A 22,467-nucleotide genomic window follows, 5' to 3' on the forward strand; every position below is an offset into this window, starting at 1 on the left:
CCGATAATTTTCTATACTGCCTCAATGGGGCTCAATTCTCAATGTGTGCTGGTGAGTTTGCGACTTGGGAAACTCATCAGCACCCTATTGAAGCATTTACTGTGCAATCACGGTGCAGGAGAACAGCTGGCGTTTGAGAACCAGGTATTTCCATCTTGAACCAGTTCAAATTGCAATGAATGGGTCGGGTCCGCTTTGTATTGATGGGCGCCAGTATAGTCTTTCAGGTCCAACACGAGACGTTTTTTCTCGCCCGGCTTGACAACCAAATCCCCTGCAATCCGATAGCCCGAATCCCATAATAGCATTGTGCCGTCTTTGCTCTTTACATGTACCCCAACGTTAAACGGGAATGAGCCTTGACCCAGCGCCAGATTAAAAGTTCCATTATTGTTCAGGTCAATCGCAAAACGTTGCTCATCGAGCCGCGTGCAGGTTAGCGTGGCCTTAAGATCGGAGGGCGACAGCGCGAAGTCACCGCTGCCTTTACGCATCGCCATAAGGTCTTTGAATATTTCTGGGTGCTGGGCGCGGCCTATATGCAAAGGGAAAGGCGCGCGGTTAGCGTTTAGTAATTGCTCAAGCTTGTCAGCATCAATCAGCTCTGGGAAGGCGCTCTTATCAATCGGTGTGGAGGAGTTTATGGTGATGCTGTCGATGGATTTATAGTCTTTGGCGTAAGAAACTTTGAAGTTTTGCTCAGGAAGCAGGATATAGGCAAAACGCCCTGAGACATCCTCTACAACGACAAAGTTCAATTGTTGCAAAGAGGCTCTGAGTGTTGCGTACTCGGGCTCTTTGACCACGGTCCGATCAATCACCAGTGCTTTAAAACCGATCGCTTGAATTTCACTCAGCAGTGCGTCGATCGGCAATTTCGAAATACGCCGATTCCACTCATCAGCCGGGCTGTTCTTAGAGCCACCGTTGCTCCAGTGGATGTTATGAGAAAACAAGTACAGTCGAATATGGTCGAACGAGCCCCAGCCGTAGTATTTGTTGTCGGTCAGGTACTGAGAATAAGGAAATTGATAGACCATTGCGTCTTTGGGTAGGTTGGCCTCCAGCCCTTTGACGAATGCGGTTTCTTCTGCGACTCGCGGGCGAATGTCGGGCGATCGGGCGGATACGTGACCTGGAATTTGGTCATAGAGGCTCAAGCCTGTGATAGCCGCCAGTGCCAGCGTTACCAGGAAGGGGCGACGGGTCGCGCTTAATATCCGGCTTACCAGCAGGGCGCCGAGCAGCAAGAGGGCGAACACCAAAAAAATCGGGAAGCGTTCGTAGGCCCTGATGGTGGGAAATACCAGTGCTATCAGCGTCCCGATCCCGCCTGAAATGCTCGCCAGGAATACAAAAAGTATGATCGCCAGGAGGCAATCGCCTAATTCGATAGGGTTCTGGGAGTTATGTTCGTGCGCACTGTTACTAGGCAATACAGTGCGACGAACTTGCGGAATTACGAGCAATATGAAACTCAGGAGTAGCAACGCTGAACCGACAAAGCCAAGTGGTACCACAGTATCGGTTTTAAACTGCCGATTCGCATTGGCGGTTTCTATCATGTAGCTGCCTACGCGGCCCAGCGTTGCAATATGGTGCTGAGGGCTTGGGCTGACTAGCAGTTTCAGGCTGCTGCTATAAACCTCTGCCTCAAAGGGCGACTTTATAAGCGTCGGGTCAGCAACGTTAGTCTGAGAGTAAAACTCGTCGTGGTGGGCTTTCTTATATTGATAAAGCGGGAGTTGGATGAGAAGCGAGACCGCGACCAGGGTCGTAATATAGAGGATCGCGGGAATCAGGGTTTTGGGTTGCTTCCAGCCACCTACCAGTAATCGAGCCGCCCCCGCCAAGCCAAAAAGCAACAACGAAAAAAACGCATAATAACCATCTGATAAGGCAATCAGAATAATGAAAAAGAGTCCAAGGATAAAGGACTTGTTTTTAAACAGAGACTTTAACAGTGTCGGCAGCGATGAAGAGGCCAGCCCTTTGTCAAACTTTCCTTGGAGGGTCCAAATGATGGCAACCATGGCCAAGGGGATGCAGAAATAATTGGGCAGGAACGAGTAGATGATGAGGTTGAAGCGATAAGTACAAAAGGCGAACAGCAGCGCGACGCTGATTGCCGGTAGGCGCCGAATGGAAAGCAACCGGCATGACAGGTAAGCGGTTAACGCGATAAGCGGGAAGTTTAATACGTAGTAAGTTTGTTGCAGTGTGATCGCGCTGTCGAAAAATGGGCTCATCATCAACATGATAATGGAGTGCAGTGCACTGGTTTGGGCCGCAGAGTGATAGTGCCATTTTGCGATTTCGGGAGCACCGAGGTAGGGATTAGAGAGAACCCAACCCGTTTCCTTGACCATTTTGGTCAGCGAGAACTGCCAAATATCGTCGAGGTGACCATAGACAAACGGAGAGTTAAGGCCGGACTTGTCAAGCCCTAAGACATAATAAGCGATAATTAATGGCACGACGATTAAAAATAGTAGCGTTATTGCTGTGTGCTTTGGGTTTTTTAATGTCATGCCCACTAGGTCCTTGCTGAATTTATAGTACTCAAGCGCTGTGTTGAGTTTTGGAATGTTGTTGCTGGCCCGGGCGCGTGGTCGCGAGTGCTGTTGCCAGCAGCGGTCTGGCGCGCAGGTGCTCCTAGGGCGTTGATCCTCTCACCCAGTGCGTCCAGTGCTGCTTGCAATAAGCTCAACTGTTCGTAGCAGTGGAATACTCGCCGGATTTGAACTTACAGTATTTGCCAGCTCTCATCGGGCTCGAGCCAAAAACTGTCATCCATCGCCGAAAATACCGGGTGTGAGTCAAAGGCTGATTTGGGTGACAGGGTTGCCAGCTCGCCTTCGGCGACATCCTCTCGCACGAAGAATGCATTAAAGCAGCAGCTCCCTACGGCGCATAACCTGTAGCCTTTAGGCTGCAGTAGTTCAGCCCACGCAGTCAGGCTGGCCGCGCCCGATTGCTGCCACCTGAGGCTGAACTGCTTCCGGTCCCGCTGAACGACGCTGTGCCGTTCGCGAAAGCGTTTTTCAAACTCGACGACAATGACGCGTGGTTTGATCGCGCTGAGATTTTCCATGACAGCGAAATCACCGCCGTCAATATCAATAATAAAAAGGTCGGGCTCTGGCTCTTGGTTGGCAGCCAGCAGCAGCTCGTTGATGTTCTCCGGGCTGATGGCTTGCTGAACGATCACTGGGGAGTAATATTCGGTCAAGCCCTCGCGCGTCCAATGATAGTGACGTGTGGCGGCGGTACGCGCGAAGAAGTAGCGCATCTTGTTGCATTCGGTCGCATCGAGTTCGAAAATCGTGCCGTGCCAGCCGTGATTGACCAGCAGATTGGTGGACAGATTTTCAGGTATGCCGACATCGGAGCCGCTGCAATTGCTGCCTATTTCTACAACATAACGGTTGGTGCAACCGATATGGGTAAATAGGCGCAGCAAAATACCGTCTTCATCATTTTGAGAAAACGCGCGAAATCCGCTTTCCGCCAGCTCCGAAGGGGCCAGTACGGCCGCTGAGTTGTACTTCCAGCTGTGCATCAGGTGCTTTTGCTGTGCGGCATCGGCATTACTGATGAAATTTCGATGCAGCAATGGGTTGAAGCCGGCGACGTCTTCAGTCGACAGGCCCTTGTTCAGCAGGAGGGTCTCAAAGTGTAACTGTCGCTCTGTCAGGGCCTTCAGCTCTTTCAGGGCTTCTTCCAGCTGTTGGGACAGCGTGTCGAGATCAGGCATTTGACTTTTCTTCCAGTAAATCCACGGATACGACTGGGTGCATATTAAAAATACCCCCGTAGAACGCCGCCAGTGGTGACTCGGTGACCTGTAACTGCTCCACGTCATGCATCAGCAGGCTGTATTCTTCAAATTCGCTCCTGGAGAAACCTTTGTTGGCCACTCCCACTGAAAATGAATATTGACCGGCCTTCAAGTTCAAGTTGAGATTGAACCGCACGAGCACTTGGGCGCCTTGATGGCAGGGCGCGTCGGGTATTTGCAGGGCAAAAGTGCTTGTTTCGAACAGCGAGCGACCCAGGCGATCTCTCACGATAAGACCGTACGCAGGTCGCTCGAAATGTTTATTCAGCTTCACGATATAGCGGACCGTCAGCTGTGTTTCACTTTCAATGTAGGTGATGGGGTGGTTCTCCGCATCCAGCAAAGCAAAATCGATCAGTTCCGCATCACCATTGGTGGTGATGGTCGTGGCTTTGGTCCACGCCGTCGGATGCTCGATAACTTCCAGGCTTTCAGCGGTGGGGGCAACGCTCTGATCAACCGATACTTGGCTGCCGCTCATGTCGGTCTTTCTCGCCACCAGTCCTTGATACAGGTCGATCACGTCTCGAGGGGCACCAAAGCTCAGGGTTCTGCCATGACTTAATAGCAGAGCTTTGTTGCAAATGTGTTTTACCGTGTTGGCATCGTGGGACACGAACAACAGGGTGCCGCCGCGTTCACGAAAGCTTTCAATGCGTTGGAAGCACTTTTGCTGGAAGTAGGCGTCGCCCACAGCCAGCGCCTCATCAATGATCAGGATGTCGGGCTCGAACGCCGTGGAAACGGCGAAGGCGACACGCATTTGCATACCGCTCGAATACGATGAAAGTGCCTGATCAAAATGGTCGCCAATATCGGCGAACGCTTCGATGTCAGGAATTTTTGCATCGATTTCTTTGCGGTTGAAGCCCAGCAGGGCGCCATTCATGTAGACATTTTCGCGCCCACTGAATTCTGGGTTGAAGCCCGATCCCAGTTCCAGCAGCGCGGCGACCCGGCCATTAATGCTGACTTTGCCAGTAGTGGGGGTCAGGGTGCCGGTAATGATCTGCAAGAGCGTACTTTTGCCGCTGCCGTTAAGGCCGACAATGGCGCAGGATTCACCTTTGCGCACCTCAAGAAAAATTTCCTGAAGCGCCCAGAACTCTTTGAAGTAGTTGCGGCTCGGCCTGCGAAACAGTCTGCGCAGTCTGGGGTAGATGAATTGCTTGAGCTGGTCGCGAGGGTGTTCGAATATTTCGAATCGCTTGGAAACAGCTTCCACACGAATCGCGAATTCATTAGAGGACATTCGCAAATCCTTTTCGAGTCTTTTGGAACCAGCTATAGCCCGCCCAGGCAATACTGACGGCGATTGCCGCATAAATCGCCAGGCCTTCGAAATTGGGCATTGATCCTGCGATCAGCACCGCGCGAGCTTGCTCGATGATGAAGGTCAGGGGGTTAAGCATTAACCACGGCTGGATCTCTATCGGCAAGGCCGAGATCGGATAAAACACCGGGGAGGCAAAAAGCAGCAAGGTCATGAGCAAGCCTATTGGGTGCGCCACGTCGCGTAAATACACGCCAAGAGAAGCGAGTATCCACGCGAGGCCCAGTGACAGAACAATCAACGGCGCGATCACCAGGGGCAGGAACAGCACGGTCCATGGGATCGAGCCATGAACCAGAACTTGCGCCGCCAGCAAGACCCCTATACTCACCAGAGCGTGGAAGAAGGAGGTGCCCATGGCGATAATCGGAAGAATCTCCAGGGGAAACACCACTTTCTTCACGTAGCTGATATTACTCAGGATTAGCGTGGGTGCTCTTGTCAGGGTCTCGGCGAACAGGCTGTGAACGATCATTCCGGTAAACAGCAGGATGGCGAACTCGCTTTTGCTCCCAGGCTCACCGGTTCCCCAGCGAGCCTTGAATACGACTGAAAACACCAGCGTATAAATGACCAAAAGCAGTATCGGGTTCGCGAACGACCACAAGATACCCATCATCGAGCCCTTGTAGCGGCCGATAACGTCCCGTTTGGTCATTTGTTGGATCAGGTTCCAATTCGACCAAACGCTCTTGAGCAGGGAAAACAACGAAATGGGAGCAGGGGCGTGTGGGTTCATCCTAGTTTTCGCTTCAATACTGCGAGGCGCGCGCTGAGACCTTGGGTTCTGATCGCGTGGATCTGGGCTTTAACCCAGGTCTTGTTGAGAAACAGCCTGGCGATGGAGCGATTCGGCGCCTCGATGTAAACGGGTGCGGGGGTTGCGGACATATAGAAGCCTGCGGATACTTTGAGCACCTGCGGATTGAAGTCCTTGATCAGCTCGGTTTCGGCAGCTTCATCCCACGCTCTCTCAGGAAATGACTGCCGTACATCCAGAATGACCGTGGCGGGCAAAAGATGTTTGATCTGGCCGGTGATCATTGCCGCCAGTGGTCGTCCGTCAAGGTAAGGCAGCGCGATATTCAAGTCGGTAGGAAGTGCGGCCGTTCGGAAGATGAACCGGCCGTAACCCGGTGGGCCTGCGGCATCTACATGGCCAAAGTCTACCAACTCATGGATGGTGTGCACAGGGGAATGGCCGTCATCCATAATCGCGGCTGTTGCTGCACAGTTCACCTCGGGGTCGCTTTGCAACGCGCCAGCGAGGGTGGTCAAGTGGTTGGCAAGCAGCTTCTCATTGGGCGCGACAAATACGATTGCATCGGATTGTGCGGCGTCTGAAACCAGTTCTTTGAGCGTGTCTCCCAGCAGGCGCTTAACCTTGATTTCAGGATGAATGCCGTATTTGTAGCCTTCTATTTCCTTGATTTGGATTGGGGTGGGAGAGGTACTCAGAATTCGCGAGATCTCTGATCTAAGATCGCTCGCGGCGACTCTGTCGATCACGAGGGTGGCGGTGAAGTTGGTGTAGTTTTGACGGGCGACACTTTCGACGTGCTTCTTGAGTGCGGCGGTGGAGTAGTCCAGCATCAGCAAGTTGAGGCTGATCCTAGTCTTTTCGCCGTCAGCGCCCAGATGCCGGGCCGCCAGTTGCTGTTTGCGCGCATTGAGCTCGGTGTAGAGATCCTTCAGGTTGCCAATCAGTGAGTAATGCTCGTTGAAGATGGCTTGCGCTTGCTTGATCTTGGCCAGCGCCTCTTCAGGGTTGTTCTTGATCCAGCTGAGGTGCGCGGTGATGTCGCCGTAGATTTGTTCCATTGGCGAGCGGCTATCGATATAGAGCAATGAGTCGCCGAAGAACTTGCGCGCGAAAGGGTTCTCGTCGCAGATGACGAGCGTACCGGCTGCAATGGTTTCAAACAGGCGGTTGGACATCATTTCCGAATCGCGGTGGGCCTGCGAGGACAGCACCAGCGCGGCGCCAGCTTTGGCGATTTCGTTGATCATGGAGAAACCGTCGAACGGAATCTCTCTGACGTAACTCTGGTAGCCTTCCCAGACACGCACACCTTGGAAAATGGTGGGGCCATAGATCTTCAGCAGGCCGGTTGGGTCCAGGCGCTTGAGCACTTCTTGCTGGCGTGATTGGCGGCTACTGACGATGGCTTCCCAGTTGATACCGGCATAGAACAGTTTGCCGTCACCCAGGGATGGTTCGTGGACGATATTGGGTGTCGAGTGGTAAAGCTTGAAATGCGCAGGCAAGTGCGTGGTGGAACCACGAACCATACGTGCTACATGGTCATCTGCGGCAATGGAGCTGCAACTGAGGAAGTCATCATGTGTAGTAAGGTTGCGCGAGCAACGCTGATATCCCCACTCGTGATAGAACTTCAATGGGTTCCACAGCGCCACGAATGAAAAGGCATCGTAGCGCTTGGGGGTGTCGTAATGCAGGTGTATCACAAAATCGACATTGGTCTTTGAAACTTTGATGTCGGGGGCCGAAATCAGGCCGCCATCGGCATGCACTTCGACGCATTCAACGCCGATGGCTTTGGCCGCCAGTTTCAGGCGCGCGATGCATTCATCTTCTGCGGTTTTAATGCCCGGCCAAAGCTTAACAACGCCAAAGCGGCCAAATACGCCCTCGGGCAGAGGGAAATCATTGCTCATTTCACAGCATCCAAACTGTAGGAATTAAAAAAGACAACGTCTCGGCTTCGCCCTGCATCACAGATCGATGCGTGCGTCTGGCGCTGGTGACTCAAGGAGTCCCAAGAAGTCCTTGTAGGCGCTTTCAAGCCCCACTTTCTCGTTGATACTCGGCTTCCAGCCGAGTGCCCGAACTTTGCTGCTATCAAGCAGTTTGCGCATGGTGCCATTGGGTTTGTCAGTGTCGTAGATGATTTTGCCCTTATAGCCGACGACTTCCGCGATCATCGCCGCGAGGTCAGCAATGGCGATGTCATGGTTGCAGCCTATGTTGTAGAGATCGTCCGTGGTCGGGGCGAGCATGACGCACTTCATGGCACCGGCAAGGTCGTCGACATGCAGGAGTTCACGACGCGGTGTGCCGTCACCCCAGACGACAAATTCGTCTTTCTCCAATACCTTGGCCTCGTGCGTGCGGCGAAGAATCCCGGCAACCACATGGCTGTGTTGGGAGTGGTAGTTATCGCCGGGGCCATAGAGGTTAGGTGGGATAATTGACACGAAGTCGCAGCCATATTGTTTGCGGTAAGCCCGGCACATTTCAATGCCGGCGATCTTGCTTACGGCATAAGCGCGAATACTGTCTTCCAGAGGTCCCGTGAGCAGGGCTGATTCAGCAATGGGCTGCACTGCATTTTTGGGATAGGTGCAATTAGTTGCCACGAAAAGTAACTTGGTGGTGCCGAACTTGTGAGCCCCAGAAATGACATTTGTTTGAATCATCAAATTGTCATAAATGAATGATGCGGGCAACGTTGCATTGGCGTGAATGCCGCCGACTTTAGCGCCGACGTGGAAAATATAATCTGGACGATTCTTATCCATCCAATCGTACACAGCGGCTTGGTTGGTAAGGTCCAGTTCAGATCTGGCCGTCAGAAGCAGTTGGGCATCCTCACCTTTGAAGTTTCGCACCACAGCAGAACCGAGCATCCCTCTGTGGCCCGTAATCCAAACTTTTTTCCCTGCGAAGCGTGAGGTCGAACCCGGTACCGATTCATTGGCGTTTGTTGCAGACATTTTATCATCCTAATTGTTTAGAAAGCTTTGCAGAATCACCTTGGTTTCCGCAACCCTTCGCCGTGCTCAATCTATCAGTGTGCAGTACCGAAAAGTGCCTCCCGCATCAGGGTGAACTCTCGACCTACTGTTTGGCGTGTAATCAGCGTGGTGGCTGTTCTGTAAGATGACACGCATTGTGGGAGATGAGTTCCGATTGAAAGTTGACCTCATGAGTCCTCGACAGCTCACGCGTTCTTGGGCTTGGAAGCCCGATCCAGCTTCTCTCAGGGTCGCCAGTGTACCTTCTGAAATATAGAGCGGCAAAAGTAGACTGCGCGGCTGCATCTTCGATCAAAATTTTCCTGAAATCAGCCCGTCGTCTATTCTATCCTTGGCGAAAACGAGCATCTTGGCGACGAGTGGTTAATCTACCAGAGCCCTCTACACGGCCATTTTTCAAGGCGCGTATGACAGCGATATTACCACGGTGTGGGGAATTTTCCTCTCCGCCAATCGGAGCGGTCAATTATTTTTGTGGGCGGGGTTTCTGGCGTGATGCACAAAAAACACCCTCGAATCAGGCATCTCTACCACTCAGAGAACTGTGCGTTACGCCGTTAGGTGGCGAGTAGGTGGAGGGCAGTCACGCGTCACAATACGGGTCAAACTGCGGGCCAGCTGAAAGTGCAGAATATGACCGTAGGGTCAGTGTTTTTCATAAGTAGCGCCTTCCTTGAAAACGTAACGCTTGTTCAATATATAAAATAGGACCGTGTAGGTTCCCATTGCGAGGATTTGAGCGATTTCCGCGCGGATATCCAGCACTCTGTGGAACACGATAAGGACCAACTGATTGATGAGGAAGGCAAGCATAAACGCAACAATGAACCTTGGGATCATGGCTGAGTGAAAGGTTGATTTGTTGAATACAAAAACCTTGTTAAGCAGAAATGCAAAGACCAAGGCAATACCATACCCTGCAGCGTTTGCATACTCTGCGTATATATTGAACTGGGTGAACAATACCCAAAACACGCCATATCCAATCAGGGTGTTGATGATACCTGTCAGAGCGTATTTTATAAGCTGTATCATGCTTCAACCATGATGAGTGTGTTCGGCCAGTGAAGTTAATAACGCTGAGTGGTCCGCATGATTGAAGGTGTTGCGAAGCGCCTTCCAGTAAGACAGCGTGCCGAGCAATTGTCCCTTGTTTCGTGGGCCAATAATCACGCCACAGAGTGCCGGGTTGGCAAAGATAAATGCCAAGGCGAGATCATTCACCGAGGCGGGGCGCGGAACAATCGAAGTGTTGGCCGCCAGGAAGTTCGACAGTTTCTCAATCAGGGTCGTGGAATGAACGATCTTCCTCAGCTCAGCGGAACTATTTTTTTCAGTCGGCGTTGCTTTTATTCCGCCCAGGTTGATCCCGTAGGCTAAGTACCTTGCAGTGGGAAAGTGCGGGTAATAGCTTTCGCGAGCGGCGCGAGTGTTAAAGTTTTCCTTGACCTGTATAAGCCAGTGTTCAGAAAGTTCGGGTTTGGCCTTGTAGTACAGGGCGGGAAACTTGATGCCTGACAAACCAATGCCCAGGCCGCGTTGGCGTAGGGTCGCCATGGCCTCTAGGGTTTTCTCAATCTCGACGAAATCTTGTTGCTCCGCGCCGCGGTTGTCCCAGTGCACTGAGACACAGGACAGCGCCTGCCCCAGGCGATCTTTGAGTTCGGTGGCTGTCGCGAGGATGTTCGAGGCTGACAGGTCGGTGTCGGGAGATCCTGAGTTATCAGTGGCGCCTATTTTGGCTATGACGGATACGTCTGTGCCAGGGTTTGATTTCACCCAGCGTTCAACCCAGCGTATGGCAAGGCCGAAGTCTTCCGACCGCTTATTGATGGGGTAATTGGACGCTGTGTCGATCGTGCTGCCGCCCTTGGACACAAAGGTATCGATCAGTTGGTACGCGCTGTTTTCGTCTATGCCCCAGCCCCATAGGGCGGTGCCGAGCACCAGCGTTTTGTCGTCATTCGCTAGATTGATCATGAATGTGGCGCGCTCTTGGAGTGACGTAGCCGTTGGCGGAGTGCAAACATTGCCTTCAAATACTCCAGCGAGAGTTTGATGATTTTAACTTTGGAGTTGGGGTCATCAGTCCAGGTGACGGGAAGGTCCTGCACCGTATAATTCATGTGCTCGGCGGTAACCAGAAGTTCGGTTGCAAAAAACCAGCCGTCACTTTTGGCGCCTTCACTCATCAGCGGAGCCAGGACACTGCGCTGCAGAAATTTGAAGCCGCACATGCCATCGCTGAAAGAGGTTTGGAAGGTGAATTTCACAATGCGGTTAAAACACGCACTGGTGAAATTTCGCAAGGGCGTGCGACCAATCACCTTTGCGCCCTTGGCAAGGCGAGAGCCGGTCACGATATCGGCTTTTTTAGCGATCAGGCTACTGAGCGCCGGCCTGAGGTAGCTCAGGTCGGTGGCAAGGTCGAGGTCCATGTAGCCAACAATGTCAGCGGAAGAGGCCGTCCATGATGACTTCAAGGCCAGGCCGACACCGCGCTTTTCAAGGCGCAAATAGCGGACGTTTGGAAGTTCTTCCGAAAGTGCTGTGCCAATTGCCTGAGTATTGTCGGTTGAACCGTTATCCGCGAGGGTAATGGTGATGATACCGAGGTCGTTAAGGTGTTCCTGGATATACGCGTGAGCTGCCTTGACTTGCTGGGCGAGGGTCGCATCTTCATTCAGAACCGGGATGGTGATTTCGATGGTGTTAGTCATTGTGTGCTCAAGAGTCGGGGTCGGTTTCACTGAAAACTTCGAGGTCCAGCTTTTCTAGGACATCATAAATGTTGTCGATCTTACCGCCCAGAATGGAGTAGCAGCCAGGCAATGTGGCGTGCTTTTCGAACAAGATTGGCCGTCCGTCATCCCCTTCGCTTTTTGTCAGTACTGTCTTGACTTCAAATAGTGAGTCTACATGGGTGGAGCTCAAGACTGCAGGAATGTACCTACCCACGTCTCTCACCATTCGATCGACGCGGCTTGCCTTGTCATATTCACCCAATTTTTCGTAAGGGTTGACGCCCTGCTCGTCGTCCCAGTGCAAGTGAGGTGTGTATCGGACGTGGGACAGAGTATGAAGCCCGCGAGCTGGAAAAGGCATCATTGAAAAAAATGGGCCGTCCATTACCGTGATACCTAAACCCTCCAGCGAGGAGGGCATGCGCATCAGTGGCATTTCAGTGATTTCGTGCTTGAGGCCCGTTTGAACGCCTGTGAAATCACCGCTGAAATGATTGATACCGCTATAGGTACAGTTGAAAAGGTAATCACAGGTAATCAGTTCCTTTTGGCCGCCTTTTCCCTCGACGACTACCCGAACAGACGGGTTTGAGGCTCTGATAATTTCGACCGCTCGCGTTTCGAAGAGGACGTGCACACCGTTTTCTTTAAGCTCGCGTTCAGCCCAATGAGCAAGTTTCGTTGTATCGAACGCGTACTCTTGGACTAGGAATACGTCTTCGATCAACCGCGGTTCAAATAACGCCTTCAGCTCGGGTGCGGCGGGCTCAATGGCGGAACCAATATCTCTGCAAAAACGTTCGAATTGCCTAGCGGTGACCTTTGAGTTACGCCGTGCGATGGCGTAGAGCTTTGTAAAGTCCTGTTTGATCGCTTGTGGCCAGTCCTTTACAAACTTCGGCAGGTTCACCCGGCTGCGATAAGCAGTGGTAAAACTACGAGGGTAGTGATAGCCGTTATGAACGCGAGCCTGATTGTTGTACGAGGCGCGCTTGAGCAGCGCCGGCTCACACTCAATCAAAAGTACACGCTTTAGGCCGCGTTGCTTGGCGAGGTAAACTGCGATGGCTGCGCCGTAAAATCCCCCGCCTATCACTACTGCGGTTTGCTGGTGATTTATGTTTGCCATCAGAATATGGCGTCGTCGGTCTTGGTGGATAGGGAGCTGACCTCTTCAATATTCAGCTTTTCCAAGCGTGTCATACGTGCACTGGTGAACTCTTGGCCGACATGATAAAGCGGTCCCTCATTCGACAGGCTGGCCATGTTCAGGATGTATTCGCCGAGTACCAGCAATACCAGCGAAATAAGGAAAAACATCCCCGATTGCTGTAGCGAAAAACTCACCCAGCCAGGCGCTACATCAGGCTTTAGGGCCGCGACGGCAAGCACATAGATGGAGTACACCACGTTGGCGAGCGCACCGAACAACGACAAATAAGTGACAAGCCGCATGGGCGCGCGCGTAGTAGATACGAGCAGCCGCATGCCTCGATCGATGCTCTCACCCAAGCGCTTGCGGGGGGATGACTTCGGTGCCGCACTGTAGGTGAGATAGGCTCGCGCGAAGCCGCCGGTCGCTGGCAGATGACGATAGGTCATAGTCGGTTGCGGATGTTGGAGTATAAAGTTAATAACACGCTTACTGAGCATGCGATATTGCGGCGCCTCTTTGGCAAGGTCAACGCCGTTAAGTCTGTTGTATAAACCGTGAAAAACGGCGTTCGCCCCCCTGTAGGCCATGCTCTGCGATGGTTTTTGCTCATTATTGGCAAATACTACGTCTGCGCCGTTGGCAGCCTTTTCGAGTATCTGTGGAATAAAGTTGATGTCATCCAGTAAAGGATTGATGACGGCGACGAAGTCGCCGAGCGCACTCTCTAAGCCGACCCACGAGGCGGTGTCGGTATCCACTTCTTTAGTAAGTGCGTAGACTTGTAGATTAGCCAGTCCACTTTCCGCGGTGAGTTGCTTAAGTACAGTGATGCTGTCGTCATCGGAGGCGTTATCGACAATGATTAGTTCGTAGTCGCTGACGAGCGTGGAAATGATTGCGGTGGCATCGGTCAAATATTTTTCAATATTCTTTGATTGGTTGCGAACAACAAATACAACAGAAAGAAAGCAGGGGAAAAAGTCCATTTATTAGCACTCATTCAATACATTGAAAGAAAAATGATGGAGGGGGAAGATTTTAGGCCCCGGTGTGCTGGCCGACAAAACAAGCTTGACGCGCCATCGATTAATAATCGGGGCGGGAGGGAAGGCGATACTCACACGGACTCTTCCTTACAGCGCTGATGCGTCAGCGATGTATCTAGGCTGCTCGATTCGAAAATAACCATCGACAACGTCATATCAGTCTTAAATAAGGTTGGTGAGGGTACACACATACGCGAAATTATCACAATCCCATCGACATCGGGTAGTTGTCGTGGGTTCAAAGAGTCCGGTTTTTAACGGGGTATCGTCAAAAGGTGTTGCTCCTGAGCGCTAAAGCCGCTGTGAACCTGTGGTGGTCCAAAAGGTACTTGCCCAGGGGCATCGGTAGATGAAAGGTCTATCCAGCAGGGCCGCCTTGAGCGCTAAAGAAATCACACCCTTGATACATTAATTCACGTATATCAAGGAGCTTTGAATACGACGCTCTTGTACTGCCTGTGCGATGAGCATACGCGCTTTCATCCGACGGGAAAAATGCCCGTATCACCCGTACCAATTGATACCGGAATTTTTATTCGACCTATTCGAGAGGGGGGCGCTCAAGCCAACATCGGATAAACAAACAACCCAAAATGCAGCAAATTCACCCCAAAATGCGTCACCACCGCCGCCCCCAACCCGCCAAACCGATACGCCAGTCCATACCCAACCCCCGCAATGCCCGCCAACAACGTCCACTGCCACCCAGCGCCGACATGCACCAGCCCAAACAACAATGAAGCTAATAGCAACGCCAGGTTTTCCCCATAAGGCAGTTGCTTAAAGCGCCGGCTCAATCCGCCCTGGATGTACCCCCGAAACAACGCCTCTTCCACCAGCGTCACCAGCAGCAAGTTATTCAGCACCCAGATCCACGCCTGTTCCGGCCATTTCGGTGCCCAACTGGTTACCCCTAACAACACCGCGCCACCCAGCGCTGCAACCACCGTCAGGGTTAATGCCAATGCAGTCACGCAAATCGTCAGGCGCAGCGAGCGTCGCGCTACAATCCATGGACAGGCCAGCAACAGCCAAAAGGCTATCAGCGGTTTGTCCTGGTTCAGGTACATCGAGAACGGCACTGCGTCAGGCGTGAAGTGCTGCGGAGCTATCGCACGCCCGTTGTAGAAACCCGGCAGCCAGTGCATCGCCAAGCCCAAGGCCAATACGATGAACAGCCCGTGACCGACGTAACGTGCCCAAGGTGTGCGTTGCTGGCGCACGGCGTATCCGGCGATCAGTAGCAGGGCGACCGATACCACCGCCAGCGCGCCGAGTTGCCCATAGGTCAAGGCCAGTACATAGCCAATGGAGAGAAGCGCCAGGTACAACCAGGGCAGAGCGAGCATGTGAAATCCTTGGATAAAAACTGGTCGGCATTATAACGACCGTGCCTTTCCCTCAAAGTGAAAACTCCTCCACGCGGACTGGCTCGGCGGGGGTGATTGCAAAACCGGTCGACGGCTGGTTATAGTCACCGACTCTTCATCCCTTCACACAAGATCAGCCCATGCCTGCTTCCCCTCGCATAGCGGTAGTCGATTCAGCGCTCAACGCTGTCGTCGTGCCGTGCGGGAATAAGCAGCCTGCGCAGATCAGTCATTACCCCCCACCTGTCAGTAGCACGCCGGTGTACGCAGTCGTATCACCGCCGGGTGTTGGCATTTCGGGCTGATCAGCGAAACGCTGTTCCCCTTTGCCTGCCTGAAAAAAACCTACTGAGTTTCAGCTTTGGCTGAATTGGCTTTTTGCCTGATTACAGGTGGTATCCATGTCTGTTCTTTCGAAACAATCCGTGGCCGCGGCGGCCTCGACGAGCCTGTTTGTCTTGCTGTGGAGCAGCGGGGCGATTTTCTCCAAGTTGGGCCTGGCCCACGCTTCGCCTTTTGCCTTTCTGTTGATCCGTTTTGCCATCGCCTTGGCGGGCTTGGTGATCCTGGTGCCGATCCTGAAACTGAAGCTGCCCCGTCCCGGCAAGCCGATGTTCTATGCGGCGGCGACCGGGCTGGTGTTATTGGGGGCGTATCAGATTTTCTATCTGCTGGCCCTGGACCTGAAAGTGACTCCCGGTGTGATGGCAACCCTCATGGGCGTGCAGCCGATCCTCACGGTGGTGCTGATGGAGCGCCAGCGTTCCTGGGGCCGGATGTTCGGCCTGGGATTGGGGTTGGCGGGGTTGATCATGGTGGTCTATCAAGGCATCGGCCTGTCGGGTATGTCCCTTGCGGGGATGCTGTTTGGGCTGCTGGCGCTGGTGAGCATGACCTTCGGTTCCATCATGCAGAAGCGCATCACCGACAACCCTTTGGGTACGCTGCCGGTGCAGTACTTCGCCGGGTTGCTGCTGTGTTCGGTGTTTGTACCGTTTCAACCCTTTCACGTTGAGCACAGTGCCGGCTTTTACCTGCCGGTACTGTGGATGGGGCTGGTGGTGTCACTGCTGGCGACGTTGTTGCTCTACCGTCTGATCGCAAGGGGCAATCTGGTGAATGTCACCAGCTTGTTTTACCTGGTGCCGGCGGTGACGGCCGTGATGGACTATCTGATCTTTGGCAATCGGCTCGCGGTATTGAGTGTGCTGGGGATGGTGTTGATCATCATCGGTTTGGCGTTTGTCTTCCGTAAACACTAGAAGGTGAGCACCGAGGGGGCGGTAGATAGCACGCCACACGCCCCCTTGGTCATCAGAGGGTCATGTTGTACCTGTAGGGCAATGCTGTAATAATTCCGGGCTTTAGAATGTAAGTTACTATTTTATATCGGGTAATCGGTACGATTTCAGGTGGCGGCGGGTTGCGCAACGTTGTCGGCTTCGGTCGCTGGTTTCTCTCCCGTGACAACCTCTTGGTTGAGGGCCGTATTTGTCTGGAGTCCGCCTCTATACTGTCGTCGTACTCGATAGGGCGGTTTCGTTGGTGCAATGCCGAGTTTCGCCCGTTTCGCCGGTCTCTTCACGTTTCAAGCGCGCTCGTTCAGCGTGTAGCTTGCCTGTAAATTGGCGCGGCGGTTTTATCAGACGAGTGCTAGGGTTTCGGTTGGCCGATGTGAATCGGCAGACGGTGAGGGGAACTTCGGGCCCATCCTTGCGACATTACTGAAAAGATTTAACTCAATGACTATCTTAGTAACCGGCGGTGCAGGCTTTATCGGTGCAAACGTGGCATTGGGCCGGGTAGCGAAGTACGACTCCGAGCGTTCGGTATGAGAATCTTGCTGCTTGGCAAAAATGGCCAAGTAGGCTGGGAACTCCAACGTAGCTTGGCCCCTTTGGGTCAAGTTCTGGCGTTGGACTCCAAAAGCCGGGATTACTGCGGTGACCTGAACGATCTGCAAGGGTTGGCGGCTACCGTGCAGCGGTTTGCGCCTGACGTCATCGTCAATGCGGCGGCGTACACCGCTGTCGACAAAGCCGAAAGTGAGCCGGGCCAGGCGCTGCGCGTGAACGCTGAAGCCCCGGCGGTGCTGGCGGCACAAGCGCGCAAACTGAATGCCTTGCTGGTGCACTATTCCACTGACTATGTGTTCGGCGGTCAGGGTGATACGCCGTGGCAGGAAAGCGATCCAGTGGGCCCGCTGAGCGTCTATGGCATGACCAAACTGCAAGGTGAGCAGGCGATCCAGGCCTGCGGCTGCGCGTACCTGATCTTGCGCACCAGTTGGGTGTATGCGGCGCGCGGTAATAACTTCGCCAAGACCATGCTACGCCTGGCTACGGAGCGTGACAGCCTGAATGTGATCGACGACCAATTCGGCGCCCCCACCGGGGCAGACCTGCTGGCGGACGTCACCGCCCATGCTATCCGTGCGATGCGTTTGAACCCTCAATTGCAAGGCATCTACCATCTTGCGGCAGCCGGCGAGACCACGTGGCACCGCTATGCCCGCTTCGTACTCGAACAGGCGCAGGCGACAGGCGTGGCGCTCAAAGTCCCGTCGACATCCGTCGGCGCGATAACCACGGCCGCTTATCCCACACCGGCCAAGCGCCCTGGCAACTCTCGACTCAACACTCAAAAACTGCAGAATGCCTTTTCACTTTGCCTGCCTGCATGGCAGGACGGTGTGGCACGGATGCTTAAAGAAATTCTAGAGAAATGACTATGCTAAAGCGCAAAGGAATTATTTTAGCCGGCGGTTCGGGCACGCGCCTGCACCCTGCAACCTTGGCTATTTCCAAACAGTTGCTCCCGGTTTACGACAAACCGATGATCTACTACCCGCTGACCACGCTGATGCTGGCGGGTATTCGCGACATCCTGATCATTTCCACACCACAAGACACCCCGCGTTTCGAGCAACTTTTGGGCGATGGCAGCAACTGGGGTTTGAACATCTCCTACGCCGTGCAGGCGTCCCCGGATGGCCTGGCCCAGGCGTTCATCATCGGTGAAGACTTCATCGGCAATGACCTCTCGGCACTGGTGCTGGGTGACAACATTTATCACGGTCACGATTTTAATGAGCTGCTCAAGAGCGCAATGCTGCGTCAGGACGGCGCCAGTGTCTTCGCCTACCACGTGAACGATCCGGAGCGTTATGGCGTCGTAGAATTCGATACCCAGGGCAAGGCGATCAGCCTGGAAGAGAAGCCGCTGCACCCTAAGTCAAACTACGCGGTCACCGGCCTTTATTTCTACGACCAGGACGTGGTTGAAATGGCTAAAAGCATCAAGCCATCACCGCGTGGCGAACTCGAGATTACCGATCTCAACCGTCTCTATATGGAACGGGGCAAGCTCTCGGTTGAAATTATGGGGCGTGGCTACGCATGGCTGGATACCGGCACGCATGACTCGCTGCTGCAGGCCAGTCACTTCATTGCAACGCTTGAGCATCGTCAGGGGCTTAAAGTGGCCTGCCCTGAAGAAATTGCGTTTCGCCAGAAGTGGATTGATGCCGAACAGTTGGAGAAACTTGCGGTGCCGCTTTCCAAGAATGGCTATGGCCAATATCTCAAGCGTTTGCTGCACGACAAGATTTTTTGATGGCCTGAGTGGAACGCGGCACCCCTCGTCGCTGCCTTAAGGTTGAGTCGACTCGTGGCGCCGCCAAGCTGGCCCGATACCCTGTTGGAGACACCGTAAAGATGAGAGCCACTTCCCTCGTTATCCCGGACGTTATTTTGTTTGAACCGAAAGTATTCGGGGACGAGCGCGGGTTTTTCTACGAAAGTTTCAATCAGAAGGTTTTCGAGGAGGCTGTCGGAAAACCTGTCCATTTCGTACAGGATAACCACTCAAAATCTGCAAAAGGCGTGCTGCGCGGCCTGCATTATCAGATCAAGCAGGCCCAAGGAAAGCTGGTGCGTGTGATCCAGGGAGAAGTCTTTGACGTGGCGGTCGACCTGCGTAAAAGCTCACCCACGTTTGGCCAGTGGGCGGGCACGCACCTCAGCGAGAGTAACCGGGCTCAGTTGTGGATACCGGAGGGGTTCGCGCATGGCTTTGTGGTGCTTTCTGAAAGTGCGGAGTTTCTGTACAAAACCACCGATTACTGGGCGCCTGAGCATGAGCGCAGTCTTGCGTGGAATGACGCTGACGTGGCGATCGATTGGCCGATTTCCGAGCCGCCTACGCTGTCGGCCAAAGATACCAACGCCACCCGTTTTGTTGAGGCTGAAACCTTCGCTTAGTTGACCCTTCTGTCAGGCACTTCAGGGTGCCCACACCCGTGCTGGTGTGGGCACGACTCTTACCGCGCCTTAGCCAACGTCCCCACCCGCAACACCAACCACAACGCCCCCGCAATCAACACCCCGCCATACACATGCGCCATCGACAACGGCTCATCCAACAGCAACGCCCCCCACAACACCCCAAACGGCGGAATCATAAACGTCACCGTCATCGACTTGACCGGTCCAATGGATGACAGCAGGCGGAAGTACAGGATGTACGCAAACGCCGTACACACCAGTCCCAACCCGAGCAATGACAGCCACACCTGCCAACCCCCCCAACTCGCAGGTGGGTGGCTGATGGCGCTGTAGGCGAAGAAGGGCAGCAGAAACAAGGTGGCGCCGAGCATGCTGCCCAGCGCTGCGAGCCGGCTGTCCAGCCCGCCGCGTTGGTCCAGCCAGCGTCGTGCGAGGAAGCCGGCGAAGCCATAGCAGGTGGTGGCCAACAGGCAGGCCAGCGCGCCCATCAACAATTGCAGATCAAACGCCACCGGCCCGGCGCGGGTCAGTACGCCCACGCCGAACAGGCCCAGGCTGACCCCGGCGATTTTCGACGGCGTCAGGCGCTCACTGAAGAACAACCCGCCAATCAACACGCCCATCAAGGGCGTGGTGGCGTTGAAGATGGCCGAGTAGCCGGCGGGCAGTACTTGGGCCGCCACCGAGTACATGGTCGCGGGAATCCCGGAGTTGATCACGCCCAGCAGCAGGACCGTCTTGAATTTGCCCTGGAAATCCCAGTTCACGCGCATCAATGTGAGGATCACCAGCAAACCGGCGGCGGCAATCGACACGCGAAAAAACGCGGTCGGCACCGTGCCGATTTCCGGCGCGATAATGCGCATGAATAGGAAACTCGCGCCCCAGATGGCAGCCAGCCCCAACAGGTACAGGGTGTCGACAGGTCTCACGAAACACTCCTACATCAATAAGGCGGCGAGTGTTGCCCAGAGGCCTGCTCGACACAATCGCTAATTACACGACAAACTGCGTCGCCAGGCATTAAGGTCCACGCGCCAGGCGAGACAGTGGCTGGCCGCTGACGTTTCAGTAGCGCCCGTGGCGTGTACAGCTCGTGCGCAAAAATCCTCCTTCTCCTACCCCTGTTCACTGGCTAAGCTCAGGGCTTCCAGATGCCCGCTAGAGGTTTCCCGCATGTCGCAATCTGCCCTCGCTATCGCCCGCATGATCCTCGACGGCTTCGACGATTACCGTGAGCACTTCCGCCAGATCACCATGGGCGCCCGCGAACGCTTTGAGACGGCTCAGTGGCAGCAGGGGCAGGCGGCGTCGGCCGCACGTATCAACTTGTACGAAGAAAAAGTCGCTGAAGTGACCGCGCGACTGCGAGCCGGCTTTGATGCGGCTGTGTTGCTGGAGATCGACACGTGGCCGCTGGTGAAGAGCGCATATATCGGCCTGATCGACCTGCGCTTTGACGATGAGCTGTCTGAGACCTGGTACAACTCGATCTTCTGCGGTCTGTTCAGCCATGACCTGATCAGCGACGGCTGCATGTTCATCCACACCACCCGGCCGAGCCTGCGCCGCGCGCGGGCGGCGCAAACCCGCGTGTATAAACCGGCTGGCGACCTGGCGGCGATGCTGGCGCAGGTCTTCGCCGATTACGCGTTCAGCGAGCCCTACGCCGACCTGGCGGCCGACCTGCGCCGCCTCGAAGCGCAACTGCGCGAGAACCTGCCAGACTGGGTGTGCAAAGACCCGGACCTCAACGTCGAGCTGTTTTCCTCGGTGCTCTACCGCAATAAAGGTGCCTATCTGGTCGGGCGTATCTACACCCGCGACGAACAATGGCCGCTGGTGATCCCGCTGCTGCACCGCGAAGGGCGCGGCATCCAGATCGACGCGCTGATCACCGACGAAGCCGATGTATCGATCATCTTCTCGTTCACCCGTTCCTACTTCATGGTCGATGTGCCGGTGCCGGCGGAGTTCATCGGCTTTCTCAAACGCATCCTGCCGGGCAAGCACATCGCTGAGCTGTACACCTCCATCGGCTTTTACAAGCACGGCAAGTCGGAGTTTTACCGCGCGCTGATCAATCACCTGGCGACCACCGATGATCAGTTCATCATGGCGCCTGGCGTGCGCGGCATGGTCATGAGCGTGTTCACGCTGCCGGGTTTCAATACGGTGTTCAAGATCATCAAGGACCGTTTCTCGCCGTCGAAAAACGTCAACCGCGCGACAGTGATCGAAAAGTATCGCCTGGTAAAAAGCGTCGACCGGGTAGGGCGTATGGCCGACACTCAGGAGTTCGCCGACTTCCGCTTTCCCTTGAGCAAGTTCGAGCCCGAGTGCCTGGCCGAGCTGCTGGAAGTCGCTGCGGGCACGGTGGAGGTGGAAGGCGACACCGTGCTGATCCGCCACTGCTGGACCGAACGACGCATGACCCCGCTCAACCTCTACCTCGACAATGCCAACGACGCCCAGGTGCGCGAAGCTTTGGAGGATTACGGCCTGGCCATCAAGCAACTGGCGGCGGCAAATATCTTCCCCGGCGACATGCTGCTGAAAAACTTCGGCGTTACGCGCCACGGTCGCGTGGTGTTCTACGACTACGATGAGATCTGCTTTCTCACCGAAGCGAATTTCCGCCACATCCCCGCACCGCGCACGCCCGAGGACGAAATGGCTTCGGAGCCCTGGTACTCCATTGGCCCGCTGGATGTGTTTCCCGAAGAGTTCCCGCCGTTCCTGTTCGCCGACGCCGGCCAGCGCAAGCTGTTCAATGAGCTGCATGGTGAGCTGTACAACGCCGACTACTGGAAAGGCCTGCAGGACGCGATTCGCGCCGGCAAGGTCATCGACGTGTTCCCGTACCGGCGCAAAGACCCGCTGTAAACGCATAATCCTGTGGGAGCGGGCT

At 54.4% G+C, this 22,467-nt stretch carries 18 protein-coding genes; 5 read left to right on the plus strand and 13 right to left on the minus strand.

Annotated features, from left to right (window positions below; translation table 11 throughout):
• Window positions 1-107 precede the first annotated feature (107 nt).
• The 12 genes from FW764_RS03815 to FW764_RS03870 form a co-directional block, all read right to left on the minus strand.
• On the minus strand, window positions 108-2,531 hold the full coding sequence (locus FW764_RS03815; protein ID WP_446432818.1) for a hypothetical protein: 2,424 nt from the start codon (window positions 2,529-2,531) through the stop codon (window positions 108-110).
• A gap of 215 nt (window positions 2,532-2,746) precedes the next feature.
• The gene (locus FW764_RS03820) at window positions 2,747-3,757 is read right to left on the minus strand and encodes an FkbM family methyltransferase (protein WP_446432819.1); all 1,011 of its coding nucleotides are present in this window, start codon (window positions 3,755-3,757) and stop codon (window positions 2,747-2,749) included.
• On the minus strand, window positions 3,750-5,093 hold the full coding sequence (locus tag FW764_RS03825) for an ABC transporter ATP-binding protein (RefSeq protein WP_446432820.1): 1,344 nt from the start codon (window positions 5,091-5,093) through the stop codon (window positions 3,750-3,752). The genes FW764_RS03820 and FW764_RS03825 overlap by 8 nt, the downstream gene beginning before the upstream one ends.
• Entirely contained in the window at window positions 5,083-5,913 is an 831-nt protein-coding gene (locus tag FW764_RS03830) for an ABC transporter permease (RefSeq protein ID WP_446432821.1), read from the minus strand. Before FW764_RS03830 ends, FW764_RS03825 begins: the two co-directional genes overlap by 11 nt.
• Window positions 5,910-7,853: a glycosyltransferase family protein gene (locus FW764_RS03835; RefSeq protein ID WP_446432822.1), complete on the minus strand. Its 1,944-nt coding sequence runs from the start codon at window positions 7,851-7,853 to the stop codon at window positions 5,910-5,912. Before FW764_RS03835 ends, FW764_RS03830 begins: the two co-directional genes overlap by 4 nt.
• A 57-nt stretch (window positions 7,854-7,910) precedes the next feature.
• The gene (locus FW764_RS03840) at window positions 7,911-8,912 is read right to left on the minus strand and encodes a GDP-L-fucose synthase family protein (RefSeq protein WP_446432823.1); all 1,002 of its coding nucleotides are present in this window, start codon (window positions 8,910-8,912) and stop codon (window positions 7,911-7,913) included.
• Between the two features lie 687 nt (window positions 8,913-9,599).
• Window positions 9,600-9,989: a GtrA family protein gene (locus FW764_RS03845; RefSeq protein WP_446432824.1), complete on the minus strand. Its 390-nt coding sequence runs from the start codon at window positions 9,987-9,989 to the stop codon at window positions 9,600-9,602.
• Between the two features lie 3 nt (window positions 9,990-9,992).
• Window positions 9,993-10,934 carry an aldo/keto reductase gene (locus FW764_RS03850; protein WP_446432825.1) on the minus strand — a complete coding sequence of 314 codons (942 nt, stop codon included), beginning with the start codon at window positions 10,932-10,934 and terminating at the stop codon, window positions 9,993-9,995.
• Window positions 10,931-11,674, minus strand: a complete 744-nt coding sequence (locus tag FW764_RS03855) for a glycosyltransferase (protein WP_446432826.1) — start codon at window positions 11,672-11,674, stop codon at window positions 10,931-10,933. The genes FW764_RS03850 and FW764_RS03855 overlap by 4 nt, the downstream gene beginning before the upstream one ends.
• 7 nt (window positions 11,675-11,681) lie before the next feature.
• Window positions 11,682-12,827 (minus strand): FAD-dependent oxidoreductase, encoded by a 1,146-nt coding sequence (locus FW764_RS03860; RefSeq protein ID WP_446432827.1) that lies wholly within the window; start codon window positions 12,825-12,827, stop codon window positions 11,682-11,684.
• Complete coding sequence (locus tag FW764_RS03865) at window positions 12,827-13,840, minus strand: glycosyltransferase (RefSeq protein WP_446432828.1); 1,014 nt, start codon at window positions 13,838-13,840, stop codon at window positions 12,827-12,829. Before FW764_RS03865 ends, FW764_RS03860 begins: the two co-directional genes overlap by 1 nt.
• 620 nt (window positions 13,841-14,460) lie before the next feature.
• Entirely contained in the window at window positions 14,461-15,249 is a 789-nt protein-coding gene (locus FW764_RS03870; protein WP_446432829.1) for a CPBP family intramembrane glutamic endopeptidase, read from the minus strand.
• Window positions 15,250-15,671: 422 nt separating this feature from the next.
• Here FW764_RS03870 and FW764_RS03875 point away from each other — a divergent pair, with 422 nt between their 5' ends.
• The 4 genes from FW764_RS03875 (at window position 15,672) to rfbC (ending at window position 19,532) form a co-directional block, all read left to right on the plus strand.
• Window positions 15,672-16,532, plus strand: coding sequence for a DMT family transporter (locus FW764_RS03875; RefSeq protein ID WP_446432830.1), 861 nt, complete (start codon window positions 15,672-15,674; stop codon window positions 16,530-16,532).
• A gap of 569 nt (window positions 16,533-17,101) precedes the next feature.
• On the plus strand, window positions 17,102-17,998 hold the full coding sequence (gene rfbD, locus FW764_RS03880; protein WP_446432831.1) for a dTDP-4-dehydrorhamnose reductase: 897 nt from the start codon (window positions 17,102-17,104) through the stop codon (window positions 17,996-17,998).
• 2 nt (window positions 17,999-18,000) lie between these two features.
• Complete coding sequence (gene rfbA, locus FW764_RS03885) at window positions 18,001-18,885, plus strand: glucose-1-phosphate thymidylyltransferase RfbA (RefSeq protein ID WP_446433075.1); 885 nt, start codon at window positions 18,001-18,003, stop codon at window positions 18,883-18,885.
• 101 nt (window positions 18,886-18,986) lie between these two features.
• Window positions 18,987-19,532, plus strand: coding sequence for a dTDP-4-dehydrorhamnose 3,5-epimerase (rfbC, locus tag FW764_RS03890; RefSeq protein ID WP_446432832.1), 546 nt, complete (start codon window positions 18,987-18,989; stop codon window positions 19,530-19,532).
• A gap of 59 nt (window positions 19,533-19,591) precedes the next feature.
• On the opposite strand, the gene FW764_RS03895 is transcribed toward rfbC, so the two are convergent.
• On the minus strand, window positions 19,592-20,488 hold the full coding sequence (locus FW764_RS03895; RefSeq protein ID WP_446432833.1) for a DMT family transporter: 897 nt from the start codon (window positions 20,486-20,488) through the stop codon (window positions 19,592-19,594).
• Window positions 20,489-20,732: 244 nt separating this feature from the next.
• On the opposite strand from FW764_RS03895, the gene aceK reads away from it, so the two are divergent.
• Complete coding sequence (aceK, locus tag FW764_RS03900; RefSeq protein ID WP_446432834.1) at window positions 20,733-22,442, plus strand: bifunctional isocitrate dehydrogenase kinase/phosphatase; 1,710 nt, start codon at window positions 20,733-20,735, stop codon at window positions 22,440-22,442.
• Window positions 22,443-22,467 lie beyond the last annotated feature (25 nt).

Source organism: Pseudomonas sp. 1152_12 (assembly GCF_052850675.1).

What these genes read in the sequence shown, in the direction of transcription:
- FW764_RS03815 (WP_446432818.1), bottom strand. Translation starts at nt 2,531, where the DNA reads ATGACATTAAAAAACCCAAAGCACACAGCAATAACGCTACTATTTTTA.
- FW764_RS03820 (WP_446432819.1), bottom strand. Translation starts at nt 3,757, where the DNA reads ATGCCTGATCTCGACACGCTGTCCCAACAGCTGGAAGAAGCCCTGAAA.
- FW764_RS03825 (WP_446432820.1), bottom strand. Translation starts at nt 5,093, where the DNA reads ATGTCCTCTAATGAATTCGCGATTCGTGTGGAAGCTGTTTCCAAGCGA.
- FW764_RS03830 (WP_446432821.1), bottom strand. Translation starts at nt 5,913, where the DNA reads ATGAACCCACACGCCCCTGCTCCCATTTCGTTGTTTTCCCTGCTCAAG.
- FW764_RS03835 (WP_446432822.1), bottom strand. Translation starts at nt 7,853, where the DNA reads ATGAGCAATGATTTCCCTCTGCCCGAGGGCGTATTTGGCCGCTTTGGC.
- FW764_RS03840 (WP_446432823.1), bottom strand. Translation starts at nt 8,912, where the DNA reads ATGTCTGCAACAAACGCCAATGAATCGGTACCGGGTTCGACCTCACGC.
- FW764_RS03845 (WP_446432824.1), bottom strand. Translation starts at nt 9,989, where the DNA reads ATGATACAGCTTATAAAATACGCTCTGACAGGTATCATCAACACCCTG.
- FW764_RS03850 (WP_446432825.1), bottom strand. Translation starts at nt 10,934, where the DNA reads ATGATCAATCTAGCGAATGACGACAAAACGCTGGTGCTCGGCACCGCC.
- FW764_RS03855 (WP_446432826.1), bottom strand. Translation starts at nt 11,674, where the DNA reads ATGACTAACACCATCGAAATCACCATCCCGGTTCTGAATGAAGATGCG.
- FW764_RS03860 (WP_446432827.1), bottom strand. Translation starts at nt 12,827, where the DNA reads ATGGCAAACATAAATCACCAGCAAACCGCAGTAGTGATAGGCGGGGGA.
- FW764_RS03865 (WP_446432828.1), bottom strand. Translation starts at nt 13,840, where the DNA reads ATGGACTTTTTCCCCTGCTTTCTTTCTGTTGTATTTGTTGTTCGCAAC.
- FW764_RS03870 (WP_446432829.1), bottom strand. Translation starts at nt 15,249, where the DNA reads ATGCTCGCTCTGCCCTGGTTGTACCTGGCGCTTCTCTCCATTGGCTAT.
- FW764_RS03875 (WP_446432830.1), top strand. Translation starts at nt 15,672, where the DNA reads ATGTCTGTTCTTTCGAAACAATCCGTGGCCGCGGCGGCCTCGACGAGC.
- rfbD (WP_446432831.1), top strand. Translation starts at nt 17,102, where the DNA reads ATGAGAATCTTGCTGCTTGGCAAAAATGGCCAAGTAGGCTGGGAACTC.
- rfbA (WP_446433075.1), top strand. Translation starts at nt 18,001, where the DNA reads ATGCTAAAGCGCAAAGGAATTATTTTAGCCGGCGGTTCGGGCACGCGC.
- rfbC (WP_446432832.1), top strand. Translation starts at nt 18,987, where the DNA reads ATGAGAGCCACTTCCCTCGTTATCCCGGACGTTATTTTGTTTGAACCG.
- aceK (WP_446432834.1), top strand. Translation starts at nt 20,733, where the DNA reads ATGTCGCAATCTGCCCTCGCTATCGCCCGCATGATCCTCGACGGCTTC.